The organism is Lentimonas sp. CC4, assembly GCF_902728235.1.
Classification (GTDB): Bacteria; Verrucomicrobiota; Verrucomicrobiia; order Opitutales; family Coraliomargaritaceae; genus Lentimonas.
In genome coordinates, this window is sequence record NZ_CACVBO010000002.1 from 180098 (window position 1) to 201790 (window position 21693).

12 protein-coding genes and 1 pseudogene are annotated in these 21693 nt (G+C 51.2%); 6 read left to right on the top strand and 7 right to left on the bottom strand.

The window, feature by feature from the left end; all coding sequences use genetic code 11:
- Positions 1 to 20 precede the first annotated feature (20 nt).
- A complete protein-coding gene (locus tag GZZ87_RS17560) occupies positions 21 to 3377 on the top strand; it encodes a LamG domain-containing protein (RefSeq protein ID WP_162024868.1) in 3357 nt (1118 codons plus the stop codon).
- 86 nt (positions 3378 to 3463) lie between these two features.
- Positions 3464 to 5143: a putative glycoside hydrolase gene (locus GZZ87_RS17565; protein WP_162024867.1), complete on the top strand. Its 1680-nt coding sequence runs from the start codon at positions 3464 to 3466 to the stop codon at positions 5141 to 5143.
- 280 nt (positions 5144 to 5423) lie between these two features.
- Here the strand turns inward: GZZ87_RS17565 and GZZ87_RS17570 are convergent.
- Positions 5424 to 6680: pseudogene (locus GZZ87_RS17570) on the bottom strand (tagaturonate reductase); the annotation flags it as partial.
- A gap of 256 nt (positions 6681 to 6936) precedes the next feature.
- Positions 6937 to 8400: a tagaturonate epimerase family protein gene (locus tag GZZ87_RS19810; RefSeq protein WP_162024865.1), complete on the bottom strand. Its 1464-nt coding sequence runs from the start codon at positions 8398 to 8400 to the stop codon at positions 6937 to 6939.
- 358 nt (positions 8401 to 8758) lie between these two features.
- Here GZZ87_RS19810 and GZZ87_RS17580 point away from each other — a divergent pair, with 358 nt between their 5' ends.
- The 4 genes from GZZ87_RS17580 to GZZ87_RS17595 all read left to right on the top strand — a co-directional run bounded on the left by GZZ87_RS17580 (position 8759) and on the right by GZZ87_RS17595 (position 15585).
- Positions 8759 to 9445, top strand: a complete 687-nt coding sequence (locus GZZ87_RS17580; protein ID WP_162024864.1) for an AraC family transcriptional regulator — start codon at positions 8759 to 8761, stop codon at positions 9443 to 9445.
- 155 nt (positions 9446 to 9600) lie between these two features.
- Positions 9601 to 11145 (top strand): sulfatase, encoded by a 1545-nt coding sequence (locus GZZ87_RS17585; protein ID WP_162024863.1) that lies wholly within the window; start codon positions 9601 to 9603, stop codon positions 11143 to 11145.
- Between the two features lie 138 nt (positions 11146 to 11283).
- Positions 11284 to 14082 (top strand): hypothetical protein, encoded by a 2799-nt coding sequence (locus GZZ87_RS17590; protein ID WP_162024862.1) that lies wholly within the window; start codon positions 11284 to 11286, stop codon positions 14080 to 14082.
- A gap of 3 nt (positions 14083 to 14085) precedes the next feature.
- Complete coding sequence (locus tag GZZ87_RS17595; RefSeq protein WP_162024861.1) at positions 14086 to 15585, top strand: arylsulfatase; 1500 nt, start codon at positions 14086 to 14088, stop codon at positions 15583 to 15585.
- A gap of 15 nt (positions 15586 to 15600) precedes the next feature.
- Here the strand turns inward: GZZ87_RS17595 and GZZ87_RS17600 are convergent, their stop codons facing one another.
- The 5 genes from GZZ87_RS17600 to GZZ87_RS17620 form a co-directional block, all read right to left on the bottom strand.
- Positions 15601 to 16614, bottom strand: a complete 1014-nt coding sequence (locus tag GZZ87_RS17600) for a DUF1080 domain-containing protein (RefSeq protein ID WP_162024860.1) — start codon at positions 16612 to 16614, stop codon at positions 15601 to 15603.
- Between the two features lie 42 nt (positions 16615 to 16656).
- Positions 16657 to 17580 carry a sugar phosphate isomerase/epimerase family protein gene (locus GZZ87_RS17605; protein WP_162024859.1) on the bottom strand — a complete coding sequence of 308 codons (924 nt, stop codon included), beginning with the start codon at positions 17578 to 17580 and terminating at the stop codon, positions 16657 to 16659.
- Positions 17581 to 17588: 8 nt separating this feature from the next.
- Entirely contained in the window at positions 17589 to 18455 is an 867-nt protein-coding gene (locus GZZ87_RS17610; RefSeq protein WP_162024858.1) for an alpha/beta hydrolase, read from the bottom strand.
- A 179-nt stretch (positions 18456 to 18634) separates the two neighbouring features.
- On the bottom strand, positions 18635 to 19948 hold the full coding sequence (locus tag GZZ87_RS17615) for a hypothetical protein (protein WP_162024857.1): 1314 nt from the start codon (positions 19946 to 19948) through the stop codon (positions 18635 to 18637).
- A 118-nt stretch (positions 19949 to 20066) separates the two neighbouring features.
- Positions 20067 to 21593, bottom strand: a complete 1527-nt coding sequence (locus GZZ87_RS17620; protein ID WP_162024856.1) for a sulfatase — start codon at positions 21591 to 21593, stop codon at positions 20067 to 20069.
- Between the last annotated feature and the right edge of the window lie 100 nt (positions 21594 to 21693).

The window sequence follows — 21693 nt, forward strand, 5'->3', positions numbered from 1 at the left end:
ATACTCCTATGGATATCCCCATGAGCGCTTTCAATTCTACCCTCATATACCTTACCTCTCTGACTAGTGTCGTCTCATTGCAGGCAGCTAGTAATATCTTTCAAAACACGAGCAGTGATGGTCTCTGGCAGACGGCTAGTAATTGGTCGCTCAGCACCGTTCCGACGAGTGTGGACACTGCGATTGTTAACTCTGGACGATCGGTGAGCATCACTGTGGCTGCTCCGGAGCTAGATAAATTAATCGTCGGCAATAATGCCTTTACCACTACAGCAGTCACTATCCACGCGGATTTAACGGTCGCTGATATACGTGTGGCAGTCGCCTCGGGTTCGATTGGTCATATTATTCAGAGCGATGGAGTCGTCACTTGCACGAGTGGCTTTGCTCTGGCTGCAACGGGGTCGGGTGCTGCGGACGGTGGTTACGCAATCAGCGGTGGGAGTTTGGTGTTCACGGGGGTGGACCTACAGGTCGGCACTCTGGGGGCGGGAAGTTTCGTTGTCGATGGATCGGCTGCGACGTTGATTAGTGGCGGCTCTCTGACCTTAGGTAGTCAGGGGACGTTGTGGTTTGAGCTCGATACACTGGGTGCGACGCCCTTGAACTTGTCGGGAGATTTTACGGTGGATGCGGCCAGTCAGCTGGTCGTTGACGGCAGTGCCTATGAGGGCGGCGATGGGTATTTTCCTTTAGTTTTGGTGTCTGGAGCGCTGGGGCGTGTTGATTTATCAAATGTTACATTGTCAGGATTCGGCTCGCGTGAACCATCGCTGGTGGAGCAAGAGGATGGCCTGTGGTTGCGGTTGCTTGCCCCGCCAAGCCTTTCGCAGGAGTTATGTTCGCTCGTGCCAGACAGCACAATTGCGGTCGACTACACGCAGTCACAGTTTGCCGTTTCGCGCGCGTATGATCCATCGGGCTCTATTTGGACCCCGATCTTTAGCGAAGCACACGTGATGGATACACTATTGAAGCAGGATGTGTTGGATGCCGGCAGTGGTGCGATCAATCGATCATGGGAATTACGTGTTGCGCGAAGTGGGGCACTCTACTCGTTTGTGACTCCAGCATTGGGGGAAGCGATGCCACCGCAATGGCGTGCTCCGAACGGCGAGCATGGCAGCAGCTTCGCTCCGTGGATTGACGATCTATGGCAAGGAGTGGCAGTGGATACGATTGCTAAGAATGCATCTGATGAGAAGTGGTTCATTCATCAGGCAGGCACGTATATGAGAGACCACTCACAGACCGAGCCTTATTATTCGCCGCAGGTTGCTGCGGAGGTGGATCTCGCCGAGCGTAGTTTTACCACTGTGAACTGGGGTCAGCAGGCGCATACGGATTTGTTTGCAGATGAGCTCACGAGTAATGATTTCCAATCGCACTTGCTCTACTACACTCGGATTCGCGATCTCGGGCAGGGACTGATCGAGGTGTCCCTTGGGTTTTATAACTTTGGGGACGAGTATATTAATCACATCAATGTGCCTTGGGGCGGATTTCGACAAACCAGCTTGAGTGATTACTTTCTATCTAAGCCAGACGGAACTTGGGCAAATGCCTCGACGGGCTGGGATGGCGATGCAGATCTGACTAAAGACTTTGATGAAACTGGAGGCTGGATGGGCTTCAGTGATTCTGCCGATGGTAGCACTGCTGCGATCGCGCTCGTCTATGGATCTGATAGTAGCCCGCTGTTGGAGGATCAGCCATCGGAGAGTTACATGTGGTGGAAGCTGACAGATGCGAGCCCAGAGGATGATGATCCAGCAGGCTCCCGAAACTACGCGGTCTTTGCGACGGTGCGTAAATATAATATCCCACAAGGCAATGGTGTTTGGGGGCGCTACTATTTCGTCATGGGCGATGATGTCGCCGACGTGGCCGAGCGGATCGAGGCGCGTGGTTTATTACAGGGCGATACACTGTTCCCATTTGATTATACTGAGGATTCTTCGCCACTGGTTGGATATAGTTTCAGTGGAAGTGGTGAGGACTTCCGCGTCGAAGTCGCAACCGAATCACCGCAATTTTATTTGTATGCACAACCAGTGGCAGGTGGTTTTCCCATTTTTGAAATTATCGAAAACGATTACAGCCGCTACCTGACTTGGGATCCGTATGCCACTGGAGTCGTTAAAACCTATGATGGCACGATCGCTGGCATACGGCTACTCGGTTTTGCTCTGCGAACTGAAGCTATTAACGTTGGTGAGTTCACTTATGACTACGACGATTTAGCTACGGTGTTAGCAGGGGCGACAGGGAACTATCTTCCTGCAGGAGAAACACTGTTAGTGCGTGCGGGCGTCGCGGCCAGTATGCCCGATGCCGTGGCTCATTGGAGCCTAGACAATGCCTCTGGCCTCGTGGCTTCAGATATTGAAGATGGCAACTATGATGGAACCGTGACGGGTGCGGTGTGGGACGTTGGTGTCGAGCGTGGAGCTCTAAATTTCGATGGCAACGCGAACTACGTCAGTGTCCCGACAGACGCATTCGTTGCTATCAGCTCTCAGTTAAGTATTGCGCTTTGGGCATACGGCGGCAGCTCACAACCAGCAAAGGATTCCGTCTTTTATGCCGCCGATGCTGACGGCAATCGGGTGCTGAATATTCATCTGCCGTGGGATTCATCAGTGGTGTATTGGGATGCCGGATACTCAGACGGCTATGATCGGATTAACAAGTCGGCTGCCCCGGATCACTACATGGGGCAGTGGAACCATTGGGTGTTTACCAAAAATGCAAGCACCGGGGAGATGAAGATTTATTTGAATGGCGCTCTATGGCACAGCGGCACTGGAAAGACGAATATAGTGAGCGGAATCACGGGCGCCTGGATCGGATGTTCGGATGATCCCAGCACTGGGAGCTACGATGGGCTGCTTGACGAGGTCATCTTGTATGACGCTGCCCTGTCGAGCGCTGAAGTCGCGACGCTTTACAGCCATTATACCTTGCCCAAGGATTATAACGCTTGGGTGTCCGAATATCCAGCAATGCTGGATCCCACCTTTGCTGGTGACCCTGAGCCAGACGGCATCGCTACAGGCCTAGAGTATGTGCTCGGCGGTAGCCCGACTGCGCAGGATGAACTCATACTTCCAGTGCTGGATGCCAGCGGCGAGCACTTCGTCTTCACTTTCACGCGCAGGGCAGATGCGGTGTCATTCACTACTCAAATATTTCAATATGGTTCAACGCTGACTGGATGGGAGGATGTGCGTATTTCCTCTCCTGCAGGGGCTGAAGTGAGTTTTGGCCCCGTGGAGTCGGGCTTACAATCAGTGACTGTAACCCTTCGCAAAGCTCTCGCAATCGATGGCAAATTCTTTGGCCGCCTTCAGGTGCATTCTGAAGGATCGTTTTAGGACACAAGTCCTAGTTGTCACAATTAAATCCTCAAAAGCCTTCTCCAACCAAAAGCATCCTCTCGATTCTTATTTAACCGTCTCTAATGAAAACCCGGTCACTTATACTCCTCTGTTTTATTCTACTTGGTGGCGCACTCGCGACTAAGGTCTGGTTATCTTCCGGACGCACCGCAGAGCCCCAGGTTCATCGTGAACCGGTCACAACTAAGGAAGAACCGGTCATCGTTGAAGCATTGCCGACAAGGCCTGAGCCAGAAGCACCAATTGTTACCGTCGAACCTGCCGTCGCCCCTCCAGTTGTAGCCGAACCGCCAAGGCCGAATCCGATCGAATGGATTCAACATAACTGGAAGGGCAGACTACGCACTGTCACCATCAATCAAGCCGTCGAAATTCCTTTAATGATTGACGGCGAAACTGTCGGCTCCGCTTGGATCGATGAAGCCAGTAAATTGCCGATCCACGCAATGGACGATGAAACGATCACTGTGGAATATATGAATGCCTTACACGCTCTGCCACATGCATCGACCAATATTCGAGAACTTGCTGAGCACTCCATTGACCGTGCGATGCAACTCGCCGCACAGCCCCACGCTCCAAACACGGCGCAGCCTGTAAGCAGCGATACATCCAACGCTTCAAATGCTCCAGTTCGTAGACTCAGTGGAACATTTCCCAACAAATTCCCACTCTTTTCCTGGGATAAGGTGCCTGTCTATAAAATGTTTGGCGATGGGAATGGACTCACGGATGCGCAGGCACAGTTTATTGCCGCAAGCACTGACTTTGTTTGCTTTGAGAAGCAACATGGCAGCGGCCAATACCAGACAGTTGAAGATGGCACGAAACACGACATTGCCCTGCTTAAAAAAGAAAATCCGAAGCTCAAAGCACTCATGTATCTGAATGGGTCTATACTCTGGCCGAACGGTAGTGCGGTCAGGGCGCTCTTTGATACTGAGAACGAGCGAAACTACTATCGTGCCCCGATCAAAAAGGAGTATGAAGCGTGGGCGATAAAGCAGAAAGACGGGACGCCTTATACGCGGGGGACACCTAGGTTTAAGCAGTTCTTTATGAATATCGCGCACCCTGAGTATCAGCAATGGTGGGTGGATACCGCAGTAAACGGAGTGAATTACACGGAAGCGGATGGGATATATATTGATGCGTTCTGGATACCCACGTTTTTGATGAAGTATAATGACCTAACGGAAGACGATTCAAATAAGGCACGAAAAGTCATATTAGATGCCTTAAGGGCAGAATTAGGGCCCGATAAAATTATTTTCATCAATCAGGGCAATGCAGTTGGCGTCTTATTGGATGGCGGTGAAGGTTTCATGTTTGAAAATTATAAGCCAGAAACCTGCACGCCTGAAGAAATTATCAATGACTGGAAGCAGATGAAAATCTTTCATGACAGAGGTAAGCTATCGGTCTGGAGAATTGGAGTTAATAATACGGGTGATACCAAAGAGGCTAATCAGGAATGGGAAGAGCGGTCAGAGGAGTTGGCAACTTTCTGGACTGCGGCTTTTCTCATTGGCGCACAGGAGTATAGTTATTTCCAATACGGATGGGGGTTTCAGCTGTATAAAGGCGGTGCACTCGTTGATTACCCTGAGTTTAATAAACGCTTGGGCGCACCGAAAGGTGACTATCAACAAGAAAGCGATTTTGTATTTACACGCAGTTTTGAATTCGCGGAGGTCTGGGTGGATCTTCAAAACCACCAAGCTCGAATCGATTGGAAATGAATTTGGATAAATGTGAGGGGGCGGCTCTGGGTGTATGGCCTGCTGCGTTCTCTGTGCTGCCACTTCTCCGTAGTCAACAGATTCGCCCTGATTTTGCGTTATCCTGCAATTGAACCATCGATTCGCTCGAGCGCATTCACTCAGTAAAAATACACCCCTTATGAAAAAGAACACGATTACACAATTCGCCCTGCTTACTGCAGCTGGGCTCTTTGCTTCTTCCGCGAGTGCGGCATCACTTAGCGTTGGTAACTGGGATGGAAATAATGTTGGGGCGTATTTAGGAGGCTGGACGGTTACAGCGGCCGACAGTGGCAACGATGTGCTTTACCCATACTTTTGCGTAGAGTTCGATAATGTCGGCGTTGTCCTTACAGGTATATGTTTCCTCGCCGCGTTGTCCACGGTAGAAGGCCTTCAATGCTGCCAGTGAAAAGACGATACGCTTCAGCAATGCGCCTGTGTTTTTCTGTGCGTCGAGAAGACTTGGTAGCACGCGGGTTTCCCACTTGCTCATGGCATTGAGGGCAATCGACATCCACTCGTGGCGAATGAATGGATTGTGGCAACGCTCAAGGATCTTCTGTGAGAATTTTTGTAAATAGTCCTGATCGCCTGGGATATTCGGCACGATTTCTTCAGCTACCATAGCGTTGACGAATCCGCCGACATGGTCGTCTTCCATCGCTTCGCGCACGGTGTCGAACCCACTCAAGTAAGCAGCGGCCACGGTGCCAGTGTGCGAACCATTTAAGATACGCACCTTCTGCTCGCGGATCTCCTGCTGCTGCGCTTCGTCAACAAATTTAACGTTCAAGCCAGCCTTGTCGCAGGGGAATTCCTTCTCCACCCATGCTGGTGCTTTGATGATCCAGTTGTGGTAGAGCTCGCCAACTACGACGAGGTTATCCTCGAAACCGATTTCCTCTTGAATCGCGCCAATCTTATCGCGTGGGAAGCCTGGCACGATGCGGTCGACGAGCGTAGCGCAGAATGCACAGCTATTTTCCAACCAAGCGACAAACTCAGCACTGAGCCCCCAATTGGCGGCATGCTGTAACACGAGTTCATGTAGTCGGTCGGCATTGTCCTCAATTTGCTCACAGCAAATGATGATTAAGCCTTTGTCGGCAGCACCGTCGAATTTAGTGAAACGATGATGGAGTAGGGCAGTCATCTTGCCTGGGAAAGAAGGCTGCGGCTTCATATCAAGCGTCTCACCCTCTGCCCATTGAATGCCTGCTTCAGTCGTGTTAGACACGACGAAACGCACGTCTGGGCTTTGCACAAGAGCCTGATAGGCTTCGTATTCACTATATGGGTTCAGGCAACGGCTGATGCAATCGATCAACTCAACGCTGCGCTTTGGCTCGCCATTCTCCATGCCTTCGAGGATCAGGTGGTAAAGCCCGTCCTGCCCATTAATCATGTCACCCAAACCTTGCGCGATTGGCTGCACCACTGCGACCGAGGAATCAAAGTCCAACTCTTGATTCATGCGTTGGATGATCCAATCCACGAATGCGCGTAGGAAGTTGCCTTCGCCGAATTAAATAATTCGCTCAGGGCGTGTTGCTAAGTCAGGGAAATTACTGCGGTTGAGTGCTTTCATAAAAAAATAGGTCTTTTTGTCAGATTGGTAGGGGTGCTATTTGCGGCACCCGCGAGCGTTGGAGGCGTTACAAAACTTCGTGCGCGTGTGGCCTTTGCGCGGTCTTCGCAAGCAAACCCCCTACGTTGGAGACGCTAAATACCTCGAATTCGCTTTCACTAATCAGGACGTGTTCTAAATGTTATTTGCCAAAGATCGGCTGGATGTGACGATCCCATATGTTGTCCGTAACGTTTCTGGCAATGATGGCTTCGTTCGCTTTGAGTGCGTCTGTGTAGCGATCTTTCATTTCGGCTGCGACTTTGAAGCCGACGTGAATGAGCTGGCGGAAGTTGAGATTGTAATCCGCGTTGCTTTGAACGTGGCGGAGTGTGTTGACGTATTTTTCGGAGTCCCAGCCGTTCACTTCCTCAGGAGTGGGTAGCTTCGACTTGTCGATATCGATCACGGTCGCATACGGGCCGGTCAGTTCATCGAAGCGTCCATGGGCACCGGCGTAGATTTCTTTGGCGATGGTTAGGGCTTCACCGTCGGCCTCTGCTAAACCGATGACTTCTTCGAGCCATGTGGTGCCAGCTGTCTTTACGTGTAGCCCTGCGTCGTGCTTGGCGATTAGCTTCTTGATGATCGGGTAGATCGAGAATTTGTCTGATCCGGAGTGCACGCTGAGCTTCAATGTTTCAGGTAGGCCGAACTCTTTAATTGCGTAAGCGATCACGTAGAGATCTTCGTCGAATTCTTTTTCGAATTGCACGAGGTCGCCGACGTAGTCGACACCCTTGTTAAAGCGGCCAGTGAATTTCGGTGCGATGGTCTGCGCAGGAATACCTTCGGCGGCGATCATCGAAAGGATGAGGAAAAGGTCGATCGGTGTCTGCGGCAGATCGGTTTCGTCGATGATTTGATAGTCGAAATATTTTCCGCCGATCAGGAAGCCGGCGTTGAAGACGGCAGAGTTGATAATGGTGATGTCTGCGGCATGTAGCTCCTCCATGAAATCCATTACTTCCTTCGGATGCGTGAGCAGGGTGAAGCTGTTGGCCAGCATGACCCAGTCGAGCGAGACGCCGTCGTCGAAGAGGCGTTTAATAATCTTCCAGTCTTTGGAGCCCACGCCGATGCCTTTGGCTTTTCCGGCCTTGCGTAGCTCGGTCAATGCTTTGTAGGCACCGAGGATGTCTTCGTAGCGTTGAGCAGCATTGTATTCGGAGTCTGCTGCGGCCAAATATTCGTCGGGGTCGTGGACGGAGAGAAGCTCTGCGTCATAGTCGCCGAGTAGGGCATTGCCCTGTTCGTAACATTCAAGGATGCCATCGTAGCTGATGCATTGCTCAGCGTCGTGTTCGAGGCCAAACCACGCGCCCTGCTCAAACGTTGGCTCCGGAGTGGTAAGCGGTGTGCGCTTCCAGCCGAGCTTGTTACTGATCAGCACATCGCTTCGATCTACGCTTAATTTTTTCAAGTAGCGCCCGATGTTTTCAAGGGCGAGGCCCGCGCCGTATTTGCCAGCGGAGTCAATGATTGTGTTGGACTGATGTTCGAGCCAGTTAGCGACGATATCGTGCTTAGTGGATTCGGGGACGACTTCGTAGAGGTTCCCGAGCGCGCTGGAACCAAAAATAATTTTAGGAAACTGTATATTCATGTCTCGAAAGGGGGAATGGGGATGCTCTTGATGTCACATCAGATTCGAATAATCGAATGTGTGTTATGCTTTTTTAGTATCGCACTTTATTAGCCATCTGATGGATATAATAGACGGTTATATTGCTTTGTGCCATATGTGCGCTTGACCAATACATGTATATTCATGACCTGTAGGTGTGGTCATTTTGTATGATGAGAGAGTCTCCGTCGATCCGCAGTTATCGAAATACTGCTTTATCGAAACGAATCCAGATATGTCGGTCTCGGGATTCGGGGTCGCATTGGTCGGATTTGATAAGACGTTGCCAGAGTATTCGATAGATCGCTCTGACTTTGAATGAGTCGGGCTGGAGTATGTGGTCGAGGGAGAGGGCAGTGTGGTTCTTGGAGGGCAGACGTATCCACTGCGGCGACAGTCCTTTTTTATTTACGGGCCGGGGATGCCGCATGCGATTTCGAATGATCCAGATCGGCCGATGTCGAAATTTTTTGTCGATTTCTATGGAGATGAGGCGGTGCGCGCGCTTTCCGCTCTGGGCTTGAAAGTCGGGATGCATTTTGAGTCGGCCTTGGATAATAGACTCCCAGTGCTATTCGAAGGCTTATTGAAAGATGCGGAGCGTGGTAGTGGCGCAATGAGCACGCTTGAACTCTCCGTTCGATTAATTTTATCAGTTCTTGCGAATGAAAGTCAGCGCGAAGTCTTGCAGACTGATCATGCATACCAGTCTTACTTGCGTTGTAGGGATTACATCGAGGCTCGCTACACGGATGCTGGTAATGTTGCAGACTTCGCGGCCGATTTGAATATCAGCAGTGCGTATCTATCACGCTTATTTAAGAGGTATAGCAAAGAAACGCCTTATCAGCTATTGCTGCGCATGCGGATGACCTACGCGGGGAACTTACTCGTAGCGACGCGCCAATCGGTGCAACAAGTTGCAGACGCATCTGGATTTCAAGATCCCTTTCACTTCTCGCATCGATTCAAGCAGTATTTCGGAGTCTCACCTCGGGCATTTAAGCAGCGCTATCAGAGATGAGTTCGATCAATGGCAAAAAGGAGTATATATTATACGCATAGATACATATTACCTGCTCAGATATCTGCTAAACTACGCTCTCGTGATCGGTCTAGCCGTGAAATCTCTCTGATTGATCATCGAATCACAGCTCTGTCTCCTCTTAGAATCGATAGATGAACCACTTCTCTTGCAAACTACCAACACTACTCCTCGTTGCGGCACTCTCTTTTAGTTCTGCATGGGGTGCCTCCTCTGACAAACAGCCAACGACGGCGGCACGGCCGAATATCCTCTTCTGTATCGCCGATGATGCATCGATGCGCACCTTTGGTGCCTATGGTGGGACGACGATTGAGACGCCTGCATTCGACCGCCTCGCCGCAGAAGGTGCGTTGTTTGAAAACGCTTATAACTGTAATCCCAAGTGTGCGCCTGCGCGTGCGTGTCTGGTGACTGGTATGTTTAGTTGGCAATTGAAGGAAGCAGGGAACCACTTTTCTCATTTTCCGTCAGAATTCGCTTTCTATCCACACTTGCTCATGGAAGCAGGATTTCATGTCGGCGTAACGGGTAAGGGATGGGGGCCTGGCACTTACGAGACGAAGCACAATCCTGCTGGACCTGCCTATGATGAGATCAAACTGAAGGCTCCGTATAAAAGTATGAGCAACGTCGATTACGGTGCTAATTTTGCGGCCTTTCTCGACGAAAAGCCTGCGGATGCACCTTTTTGCTTTTGGTTTGGCACCTTCGAGCCACATCGGGCCTACGAAAAAGGCGCATGGAAAAAAGCCGGAATGAAATTGGAAGACGCCGTCGTGCCGCCATATTTTCCCGACAATGCAGTGGTGCGAGGTGATCTACTCGATTACGCGAACGAAGTCAGCTGGTTTGACTTGCACCTCGGCAAGGCCATTGCAGCGCTGGAGGAACGTGGGCTACTGGAAAACACTTTGATTATCGTGACCTCTGATCATGGTATGCCGTTTCCTCGTATCAAAGGCCAGATTTACGAAGAAGGGGTGCATGTGCCGATGGTTGCTTATTGGAAAGGTGTCATTCAGCCCGGTCGTGTGATTGAAGACTTTGTTAATTTTCCCGATGTCGCTCCGACTTTTCTGGAAGCTGTCGGCTACGAATTGCATCCGCAAATGACAGGGAAAAGCTTTCTTGATGTGTTGCGTGCCCCTGAGTCTGGTCAAATCGATCCGACCCGCGACCACGTGCTACTCGGTAAAGAGCGTCATGATACTGGCACGGCCAGCGAAGACGGCACGGATCTTTCTTTTCCAGTGCGTGCGATTCGCACGAAAGAGTTTCTGTATGTGCACAACATCAAGCCCGACCTCTGGCCGGCAGGAAATCCCGAATACGGCTGGCGCAATACTGACAATTCCCCGACAAAAAGCTATCTGACGAACCTGAAGCCTGGTGATGCAGAATATTCCTTCTATGAGATGAGCTTTGGTAAACGTGCCGAAGAAGAGTTGTATCAAATTCAAAAAGACCCGGATTGCATGACTAACCTGGCAAGCAACCCAGAATACACAGCCGTTATCGCAAAGCTACGTAAGCAAATGGAATCCGAATTGATCGAGCAGAAAGATCCGCGCACGCTAGGTGAAGGCGATGTTTTTGATGCGTATCCTTACGTCGGCAGGCAACTGGACTACAAAACGGGAAAGACCATCGCGCCTAAGAGGCCTAAGCAGAAGTAAGTGGGATGACTCCGCGTTACAGGGCTCCATGGCTCAAGCGGAGGAATTTCATGCGGATATGTGTATATCCATGTTTCTCTAATGCTGTATATTGCGGGCATGTTTAAACGATACCCCTCCCTTTCTACAAAGAAGAATATGATCTTTAATTTCCCTTACTCCAAAGTCTTTTACTCCATATGCCTAGTGCTGTGCCTTTGTTCCGCCTCGGCAGGCGAAGCATTAAAAAGCATCGAGACGGGGCATACGATCATGAAGGTTCGTAGTGCGAGTGCAGACGGTGCGCCCTTTATTGTCGCCAGCACGTATGAGGGCACGGTTCTGGGTGTTCGTTATGATGGTTCGATTGGTTGGTCGCAGCCGCTGTCTGGCTACATGAATCACGATATCTGGTGCGAAGATCTGACGAACGATGGTAACGATGAGATCTTGATCGCGAATGCGGACGGAGCGATTTATTGCTTGAGCGCCAGAGGCAACATTCTCTGGGAGTTTAAACCCAATGAGGGAGGCCACGTGCCGCCGATGTATGCGGTCTGCGTGATTCGTGATGCGAAACAAATTCCGTATGTCGTCTGCGGTGGCTTCGATAAGAGCTTTTACTACTTACTGGCGAATGGGAAAGTCGTGAAAGAAGTTAAGTCGCGGGATTACTCCACGATTCGACCTTTTGGGCCGGGTGCGTCGCATCTTCCGAAGGTGAATGTGCATACGATCAATTTCCTGCGCCCAGTCCCACAACCAGACGGTTCTGACGTGCTCGCGATGCATGCCTCCAATAATCACATGCAGGGCCGGGGGGCGATTTATCAATTTAAGCCACTCGCTGATCAGCCTTATATGGATTCCGGTAAGCTGCAGGTGCCTACCGTCGTGGGCGATTTTAATGTCTGCGATCCTGATGGCGATGGCGCGTATGAAATCCTGCTCGGCACGTCTTGGTTGGGGAAAGATGCGATGACGATTTACGATCCAAAGACTGCTAAAGTGAGTTCCTATAATCTAAAGAAAATCGGATCGGCAGGATACCGAGTGACGCAATCCGTGACTATTCCAGATGGAGAGAGCTTTCGCTACCTGATGCTGAGTGGGAATTACCTCGTGACGGTTGCGCCGGATTTGAGTGCGAAGTCGGAGCGGAAAATTAATGGTAAATATGCTTACAATGATGTGTGGCAAGATGCCACCGGGCGACTACTGCTCGCGAGTAGCCAGAGTGGAGGCAGCTGCATTCACATTCTAGATACGACACAATCCGGTTGGCAGGATGCTTTCGTTCACCTCGACCCTCCAGGCAAGATCCAAGCGATCCTTAAGAATACAGAGGAGGCGCGCCAGCAACTCGCATCCTTCGAGAAGCCGGCTTGGGAGCGTGAGCCGATTCCTGTCTATTCGACATGGGCCAAGAAGAAGGGGATTGCTAAGGACAGATTGGTTCAGGACTTGATCGAGCACTACGACAGCCCCGTGTTCCTCAATAGCTGCAGTTCGAATAAGGAGAATTGGGATCGTTCATCCATGCCGAGCGAGATCTACCGCAATAAGCGTGATCGCCGCATGAAATATGTTCTCACGCAGCAGCAGGTGTTGGATAAACTGATTCCGAATTATGAAGATGCCCCCGGGATTGCGTATTGGGTGGGGCATGGCAATGACCCGTATATGTATCAACTCGAGACGACAAAGAAAGTGCTCGACGCGGCAAACGGTAAAAAGACCGTCCTGATTCTGCCTGAATTGTCCGATACATTTGGTGAGGCGGGGTATGTGATCGGTGATTTATTTAATCCATTGGCAGAGTATGCCGCAGAGAATAACGCCAATATATTCTTCCGTTCGAAGAATGTCTTCTGGCAGGGGGATATCTACCTGCCAGAGTGGAGCAACGTCGTCTCAGGACGATTTGCCAAGTCCGTTGTGCCTTCGATGGAAGAGACGACGGATCGCACCATGGAGCTGAGCCTCGTCGGGCGCATGGGGCTCTGGGCGAGCGGGGCAGTGGATGCATGGGGAATGCGTTGCTCACGCGACAACCCGAGTTTTGATCGCAGTCGGCAGCATTCTTATCAACGCTTACCGAATCATTTCCTACGCACGATGGTCTTCAGTTTGGCCAACGGTTCATCCTATATGAACAATACCTATGTCGATATGGATCATATGGGATTGGCTCTGGAGCTGGTCGCTAAAGGGGCGCTCTTCGTGCCTAAGCGCGAAGAGATCGTCAGTTTCTCGCCAGTTCATCTCAGTATGAAGACACCTGATGAGCATTATTTATCCAATGCCGTGAACCATAAGGTGACGACTTACTACGATCGTGACTTTGAGGAGCAGAACCCCTTTGTTTTCGGTCGCACCAATGCCGTGTGGCCTGCGGCGCCGAATACGGAGTGGGACTTTTCGCGCTATGCCGCAGGTGTCGCAGATCGTCGGCAGCATTTCATTCCGCCGTATCCTAGGGGCACCGTGCTGATTACGCCGCCGCAAGCAGGTGTGTTTGCCGATTTAGACGCGCCACGCGGTCAGATGGTGGATCACTTGCATCCTCTGTATCGCGATATCATGCAGGAGTTTATCACCGACGGTCGCCATTACTATTCGGCGGATGGGAAACAAACGTATGCGGCCGACGAATACTACCAGACCGTGGCCGCTGCGATTGAGCAGGGCAAAGCACAACTGCCTCTAACCGTTGCGGGCGACGTGGCATGGGTTGCAGCACAATCCGCAGATAATCACTTGCGCTTAACGCTCGTCGACAGTGGCTATCTCAATCCACAGGCACGCACGGCACTGGTGCAATTTCACGCGGTCAAACCCATTAAGATCACCGATGTATTGACAGGAGAGCGTCTCGAAATGACGAATGCGGATTCCGCTGCAATTGACGTGCCGCTGGGGCTGTTCCGTTTGATCGATATCGAATTTACCAAGTAACACATGAAAACCATACATATACTCGCGACACTGCTCACTATGATCGCCGCACTACAGGCACAGGCGGCAAAGCCGAATGTCGTGGTCATCATGGCGGATGATATAGGCCTAGGCGATTTGAGCCACTACGCGAATTTGGCAGGTGTCGAGCCCGTCGTGGAGACGCCGAATCTGGATCGCTTAATTGGCGAAGGCATGAGCTTTACCGATGCGCACTCCCCGGCCTCGCTCTGTGCCCCGAGTCGTTTCTCGATGATGACCGGGAATTACTCTTATAGGAACTCCCGTCCATGGGGTGTCTGGGGAGCCGAAGGTAGTGCGCTCATTGATCCGGATTTCACGACCGTGGCGCGTATCGCGAAGGCTGGCGGCTATCATACCGCGTTTTTCGGCAAATGGGGGCTCGGTGGTTCATGGTTGAGTAAGAAGCAGGTGGACTACACCGCCGAGGAGGCTGGGCCGTTGAGTTTTGGATTTGATTACGCGATGGCTTTACCGCAAGGCATTCAAAGCCATCCCTATGCATTTTATGAGAATCGTGAGTGGGTGAAGTTTAAGCCAGATTCTGTGCTGGCGAACGTGACACATGAGCACGCGGGGTATGAGGCACCTAAGCCTCTCGGCAAAGGGAAGAAGAAATCCGCGAAGCATCGTGACTATGGAGGCATCGGTGATTCGAACTGGGATCCGGTTCTGACGGGGCCAATGCTTGTTGCTAAGGCCGTCAGCTACATTGATCGGCAATCAGCAGAGGAGCCGTTTTATATGTATTACTGCAGTCAGGCGGTGCACTTGCCGCATACGCCTCCGGCGGAACTCGACGGCGTGAAAATTGCCGGCAGCACGGCAGGGGTGCATGGAGACATGATTCTCGAGCTTGATGTTCAGGTCGGTATGATAGTGAAAGCGTTGAAGGCGAAGGGGCTCTATGAGAATACACTCCTGATTTTCACTTCCGATAATGGCGGCCTTTCGATGACACGTGGGTTTAATTCCAGTCTCGAATTAGAGGGTAAGAAAGGCTCGATCTCAGAGGGAGGTCACCGCGTGCCATTCGTCGCGGTGTGGCCCGGGAAGATTCAAGCAGGCGTAGTGTCGGCGGAGTCGATCGTCGGTCACGATACCGTCGCTACGATTGCTGCCTTGGCTGAGCAACCGATTGATCGGTCGATAGTTATGGACTCGACAAATTTGTTGCCAGTCTTTCTCGGAGAGTCAGAAGCGCCGGCGCATCAATATTTAATGCATCAATCCAAAGGGGGCAGCGCGGGGCCATTTTATGCACTGCGTGAGGGTGCCTGGAAATTGGTGATTAAAGCCGAGAATGAGAAGAGTTTGGAGAATCTGCAGCCATACGCTTTGTATCACCTCGAAGATAATTTGAGTGAGGATAGCGATCAGAATCTACTCAAGAACCCAGAGTATCGGGAGCGCACCGAGCGCATGCTGAAGACCTATCAAGACCTGCGCGTTAGCGGCGCACCGACTGCGGTTGACCGTTAAGCGGATGATCTGGCCTCAATCTTCCAAGACAGGTGCCAGATAGATGTTCTTGTATTTTACCGCGGTGTGGTCGCCTTGCAGGTAGATTGGGCCGGGGGCGGAGGGATCCGTGTATATGGCACCGCCTGTCGGTCCAATCACTGGTTGATTATCGATCACTTTCACACCGTTGAGCACTACAGTGACATGGCGGTCTACTAGTGTGAGATCATAGGTCTGCCATTCTCCGGGGCGCTTTCCGGCATTCACCGACGGCGCGATACGGCTAAAGATCGCACCGACGCCTTGGAGGCCTTGCATTCGACTATCGCGGTCAACTACTTGCGCTTCATACATGCCTCGCAGATACACCCCGCTATTGCGATTTGCCTCGATCAGGAACTCAATGTGAAGCCAGAAATCTTCGAATTCGGCCTCGCTGCGAATGTTCGAGTAGGCTCCAGTTGCACTGAAGTCGGTCTTTGGTGTATTGTTGACCAGCATGCCGTCCTCAACACTCCAGCCGTTTTTCTTATCGGTCTCGTGCAGGCGCCATCCCGTGAGATCTTTTCCGTTGAAAATCGCTTTCGGCTGACCAAAGCGAACTGTGCTTAGATCAGGAGCCGATTCCGGCATGGGCGTCACCCATTTGCCAGTGAAATGCTTTTGGGTGACAGGTCCGCCATTATTGGGCGTGGCGACAATCACACCGTCGAGCTTGCCGTTTATGAGGCCGACATCGACGGTTCTAGCGACCACGATTTTACTCCTCTTAGTTTTACTTTTGTTCAGTGTAAACGTGAGTCGTCCGTCCTGGATCTGGGCATCATCATAGGGACCTTCAGGGCCGACGTAGAGTCGCATAGTCACCACGGGTTCCCCGTCTTGTTCCTCTACGTGCATCCAAGCAGGCTCGCCCGAGTCGACATCCAAGCTCCAAAACCCTAGCAGATCTTCCGGCACCGCTGAAGTGTTCGCTAGAGAGCTTGAGGTGAAGCTCATGACGGTCAGTGCCACCAGTATTTGCAACGGTTTGATCCGATTTTTCATGTTATTTCAAATTGTGCTGATATTGTAAAAGAGCCAGAACACTCAGCGCCCAAACAGTTCCAATGCGTAGGTAGCATTGGCTTTACTAGCTTCGAGACGATCCATGCCCTTCGGTGTCGCGCCTTCGAGGATCAACCATCCCTGATAGTCCATCGTCTTCAAAATACCTTTGATTCGTGGGAAGTCGATGGAGCCATTACCAAGTAATGCCTTCATTTCCTTGAGGTGAATCTGGCAGATGTTATCGGTGCCAAGACTTTCTAATTCCGCATAGATATCGTAGCCCATGCTGGCTGAGTTCGCTACGTCGTAGAACACCTTCAACGCAGGGGAATCGACGCTTTCCAATATATATCGGTGGTCCGCCTCACAGAGTCGCGTTTCAAGGCCGAGCGTTAAGCCGTGTGACTCTGCCATGGGCGCGAGTCGCTTCAGCTTGGTGATGACGCTTTCGATGAGAGCGGGTTGGCCGTTGATGTCTCCTTTGTTGAAAAACGCCAGCAATACGATCTGTGGCGAAACTCGAGCAGCGAAGTCGGGATCGTTGAATTCGGCTGACTCAGTCTGGAGCAGCGCCATTGCAGCGATGCAGTCGACGACGAGCTGTTCGCCTTCGTCCGTTGATGCCAGAGGGATTTTGTTCAGTCGTCCGATTCCCAATGAGGAACAGGCGACACCAGTTCGCCTGATGGTCTGACGAAATAGATCGCGATTGGCACGGGTGCGCAGATCCAGTCCCTCGCCAGCGGCACCAAAGGTAAACTGAACCCCTTGTAGGCCGACTCGCTCGGCAAAATAAAATGCTTCAACGTCGGCATCCATCCGCAGCGTCCAATCACACGTGCCGACCTTGAACTCCGACTTCGCTAACGCATGTGATTGCCCCAGCAATGTCGACGCGATGAGTAAATGACCGATCGATGACGCGTGCCGCCAATTGGCTAACACTGTTTTGAAGAAATTCATGAGAGAGCTTAAGGTTGTAGCTGTTGATTGAACCAATCGAGAAATAAAATTTCGTCGTCGGCACGATTCGGCCAGCCGTGTTTGCCTCCCGATTTCACAATGAGCTGAACTGGAACGCCGTGTGACTCCGCAACTTCCTTAAATCGCTCGGATTGATACAGCGGAACGATTGGATCCGCATCACCGTGCACGATCAAAGTGGGAGCGGTGTGTTCATTAATGTGGTAGATGGATGACATCGCGCGACCTAGCGCTTGCCGTCCCTCTGCCGTAGCCGACTCGGGGCCAAAGGCTGGTTGCCAGCGTGACTGTGGACCCACGCCGACAGCATCGTCACCGGCCTCGCGCCAATTCAGATAGTCGACGGGTGGATAAAATACCGCAGCTGCCTGCACCGCGCTGCTGGCCCGTTCAACTGCGTCCTTCGCCGTGGGATTGCCGGGGGCGCCGGTAGTTGCGAGGATCAGACTCAAATGGCCGCCTGCACTCGAACCGGTGACTCCGATTCGATTTGGATCTATATTCCACCGATCTGCGTTGGTTCGGATGAAGCGCACCGCTCGGTGCATAAATCCCATAATTTCGCGGACTTGGTAGCGCGGTTGTGAACCGTGGAAAATCGCAAAGACCGTGTATCCAGCGTCTGTATACAGTTTGCCGAAGTCTTCCTTCACTCTGCCGTGGTGGGACTTCCAACCACCACTGACGATGCTCACGATGCCTAGACCGTTTGGGTTATCCGGCATTAACACGTCCATTGTCATTGCTGTGCCTTCGAAGTGTTGGTAAACGACATCACGTTCGCGGGTCACTTCGGCGGAGGCCGTCGCAGTGAAAATTAGACAGAGCCCGAGGGTAAAGAGGAGCTTCTTCATGTTGAGGAACGAGGATGGATGAATTTGCGATGCCAAGCAAATGGACGCGGGGGAACTCAGGTGGAATATGAAAAAAGGGAACGGCTGCTTTCGCAATCGTTCCCAGTCAGTGTGAGCTCAGTTTCAGGCGGTGCCATTTGAGACGCGGCTGTGCTGCCCGCTTTAACCGATCCTTTTGACTACTGAGAGGAGCAGAGCTTAAACTGAATGTTTACGCCACCGCTTTTCTTGTTATAGCCTCCGACTGCCAGTGTGAAGGTGTCGCCCTCATCCATTCTTCCGAGATTTATGTTGAAGCTGCTCGGCTTGCCAGTGGTGACGTCGGTGCCTAGCAACTCGTCTTTAACGTAGATGTGTAATGCATTGCTGCTGTTTTCGTTTTTTCCATAGATCTGACTGTCTTGAATCGAGATGATCCCAGCTTCTCCTGGTTGTATGGTGTAGGAGACGATGACGAAGTGAGTTAGACCGTCCGTTGATACTTCGCTGCTGTCGCCAGATGTGATCTGACCTTTACGTGCCATGAGCCATCTTGCATTGACTGGCCCAGAGACCGCTCCTGGTTTCTTGTCGGGATCAACCACAAGGCGCCATGATTTCTTGGATTCGGGCTTTAAGTCTTGGTAGCGATCCTTTTGCCCTATTTCAACTCCGGTTGGATTCCACTGGTAAGTCCAGCCCGTTTGAGAGTTGTCGATTTTGAAATCTTCTTCGAAGTCGGCGATGATCCGTGTTTTCCCGTCTGCAGGCTTTTTTTCCTGAGACTTCAAACTGGAGGCCTTGACTTGTAATTGTTTCATCGGTGCGAATGTTGCTTTGAAGTAGCTTACTTCGCATCCTCGGTAGCTTTTTGTGGCATTACCTTGCAGTCGGTTGTAGTATCCGACTGATTTGATGTTATCTAAATTTACAGCAGTTGGATCTCCGATCGTGGCTTCCTTGTCTGTAACTGGAGTAAAGTGATACCACTTCAGATTATTTACAATTCGATCTGAAGCATCACTTGACGGTTTCGTGATCTCGAATGGCTGACTTGCGACCCACGAGTTGTTGGCTTGTTGGATGAGGAGCCGATAGCTTCCACTTATAAATCCGGACCCTGAGCCTTTTATATCAATAGCAATGTTTTCTATGCGACCTTCGGGGGCGTTCTCCCAAACAACCATTGATTGATACGATGGTTCGTTTTTACCAGTTGTGATACTGTCACCATCAGGCTTGTTTGCGATGGCTGCATTTGCTTGCGGGGAACTCGCAGCTAGATTGAAACTAGGTGCATAGCCCTCGGCATTCGGGTAATAGCCATTGCCTTGATTTGGGCTAGTTTGAGTGCCCGCTTTGAAGGTCGTGTTAATTGGACGTTCTAGCTTTATAATAGACTGAGTGATTTCAGTGTCTCCTCCAAGTTTTCCCCATTGCAGTTTTGTTTGAGACTGCAGGCTACAAGTAAACGCAATGAGGGTTAGTGGTATGAGGGCTGTTATAAGACGCATGATAAGTTATGGTGTTCGGGGTTTAGGAACATCTACATTACGAAAAGTATAGGGATCCAGATAGACTGGATTGCGTAATAAATGTATCGGATTTCGTCTCGTCTAACCGAGAGTCGTCCTAGTTCTTAGACTTATATTTTTTCCAGCTTTGAGTCTCCATTAGTTCGCCCGATTCGAGACGATTCCACAGATCGGGGGCGTTCGCTTTCACTCCCTTGCGAACTAGAACTGAGGACATGTTCTCTTCGACCTGACGGTTGCCTAGATCTTCCAGTCCGAAGTCGCGATTCTGCTGCAACCATGTGGCCTCGTTGGCGCGCATCTGTTCCAGCACAACTGCATATTCTGGGTTGCTGGCTAAGTTATTGAGCTCATCTGGATCGTTCTCGAGGTCGTAGAGTTCTTCGACTGGTTTTTCATCGTGCATGAAGATCATTTCTACGTCACTCAGTTTACCTTCCTTCTTTAGCTGACGCATAACATGCATGGCCGGTCGGTTAAGCTCCAGGTAGGCCTGGTCGGTTTCCCATGGTATCTCGGGCATATGATTTTTGATATATTTAAACTGTTTGGTGGTGATGCTGCGTGAGCAATCATCGATCTCGTCCCAGATGTCACGAGCGGAGCGCACGTATTGGCGGTATTCTGGCTGGTCGGTGCCGAGGAATGGTTTCGACGTGATGTAGTCGGGGATGGTGGAGCCAGTAAGTTTTAGCACGGTTGCTGAAATATCGGTGGTGCATACGAGTTCGTCGATGACAGTGCCCGCCTCAATGAGACCGGGTGCCCAGACGATCATTGGAATGTGTATGCCTGGGTCTTGTAGGTAACCTTTGCCGCGTAGATTACAGCGACCATTATCGGCGATAAAAATGACGATGGTGTTGTTTTCGAGTCCTTCGTCTTCAAGCTTTTGCATGATTTGTCCGACTTCGTTATCCATGTATTCGACGGTGTCGAGGTAGGCCGCCCAATCGTAGCGAATTTCCGGTGTGTCTGCCATGAACGGCGGAAGCTCGATGGCATTCATGTCGACGGGGTGCTTTGATTCTGCACGCACGCCGTTCCACCAATCCCCGCGGTGCGTGACCACGAGTTGGATTTGATTGAAAAAGGGCTGATCGGCAGCAGAGAAATCTAGCTCCTTATCGAATAGGCCAAAATTCGTCACGCCGTCATACGAACCGAGTGGAGCAGTCTTAAAATTGCAATCGATCTTCTTACCTCCTTTCATTACCAGATCGCTGCCAAGGATGGCGGTGTAGCCCGCATCGCGCATCCAATAGGTGATCGGTTTGTAGGGAGCCATTAGTGGCACATCGCGATTGCTGCGATGGTGCTGTGCATTGATCCTCGTTTGATTGACTCCGACCATCATGGAGGATCGGTTCGGAGAGCAGATTGGGTTCGCGCAATAGGCCTTAGTGAAGCGTGCGCCTTCTGCGGCGAGTCGGTTGAGGTTGGGTGTTCTGACTCCGGCAGTGCCGTAGCACTCCAGATCCGTCCCCATATCTTCAGCCATCAACCAGATGATATTCGGTCGCTTGTTGATTGTCGGCGACGGGGTTACCATTGCATGTGATACCCCGGCGCATAGGCCGATTAGCAGTGCGAGGAATCCGTATAGTTTAGTAGATAAGTGCATGGTAGATAGCCCCGAGGTAACGCGATTCGTGTCGTAGGGTTGGGGGATTTTAAGTGTTCGTGTGGCTGTTACTATCGGTAAGGTTAAAGATAGTATATCA

Excerpts from the sequence above, each read along its gene's own strand:
- GZZ87_RS17595 (WP_162024861.1), top strand. The coding sequence starts at position 14,086 with ATGAAAACCATACATATACTCGCGACACTGCTCACTATGATCGCCGCA.
- GZZ87_RS17615 (WP_162024857.1), bottom strand. The coding sequence starts at position 19,948 with ATGCGTCTTATAACAGCCCTCATACCACTAACCCTCATTGCGTTTACT.
- GZZ87_RS17590 (WP_162024862.1), top strand. The coding sequence starts at position 11,284 with ATGATCTTTAATTTCCCTTACTCCAAAGTCTTTTACTCCATATGCCTA.
- GZZ87_RS17585 (WP_162024863.1), top strand. The coding sequence starts at position 9,601 with ATGAACCACTTCTCTTGCAAACTACCAACACTACTCCTCGTTGCGGCA.
- GZZ87_RS19810 (WP_162024865.1), bottom strand. The coding sequence starts at position 8,400 with ATGAATATACAGTTTCCTAAAATTATTTTTGGTTCCAGCGCGCTCGGG.
- GZZ87_RS17600 (WP_162024860.1), bottom strand. The coding sequence starts at position 16,614 with ATGAAAAATCGGATCAAACCGTTGCAAATACTGGTGGCACTGACCGTC.
- GZZ87_RS17610 (WP_162024858.1), bottom strand. The coding sequence starts at position 18,455 with ATGAAGAAGCTCCTCTTTACCCTCGGGCTCTGTCTAATTTTCACTGCG.
- GZZ87_RS17560 (WP_162024868.1), top strand. The coding sequence starts at position 21 with ATGAGCGCTTTCAATTCTACCCTCATATACCTTACCTCTCTGACTAGT.
- GZZ87_RS17565 (WP_162024867.1), top strand. The coding sequence starts at position 3,464 with ATGAAAACCCGGTCACTTATACTCCTCTGTTTTATTCTACTTGGTGGC.
- GZZ87_RS17605 (WP_162024859.1), bottom strand. The coding sequence starts at position 17,580 with ATGAATTTCTTCAAAACAGTGTTAGCCAATTGGCGGCACGCGTCATCG.
- GZZ87_RS17620 (WP_162024856.1), bottom strand. The coding sequence starts at position 21,593 with ATGCACTTATCTACTAAACTATACGGATTCCTCGCACTGCTAATCGGC.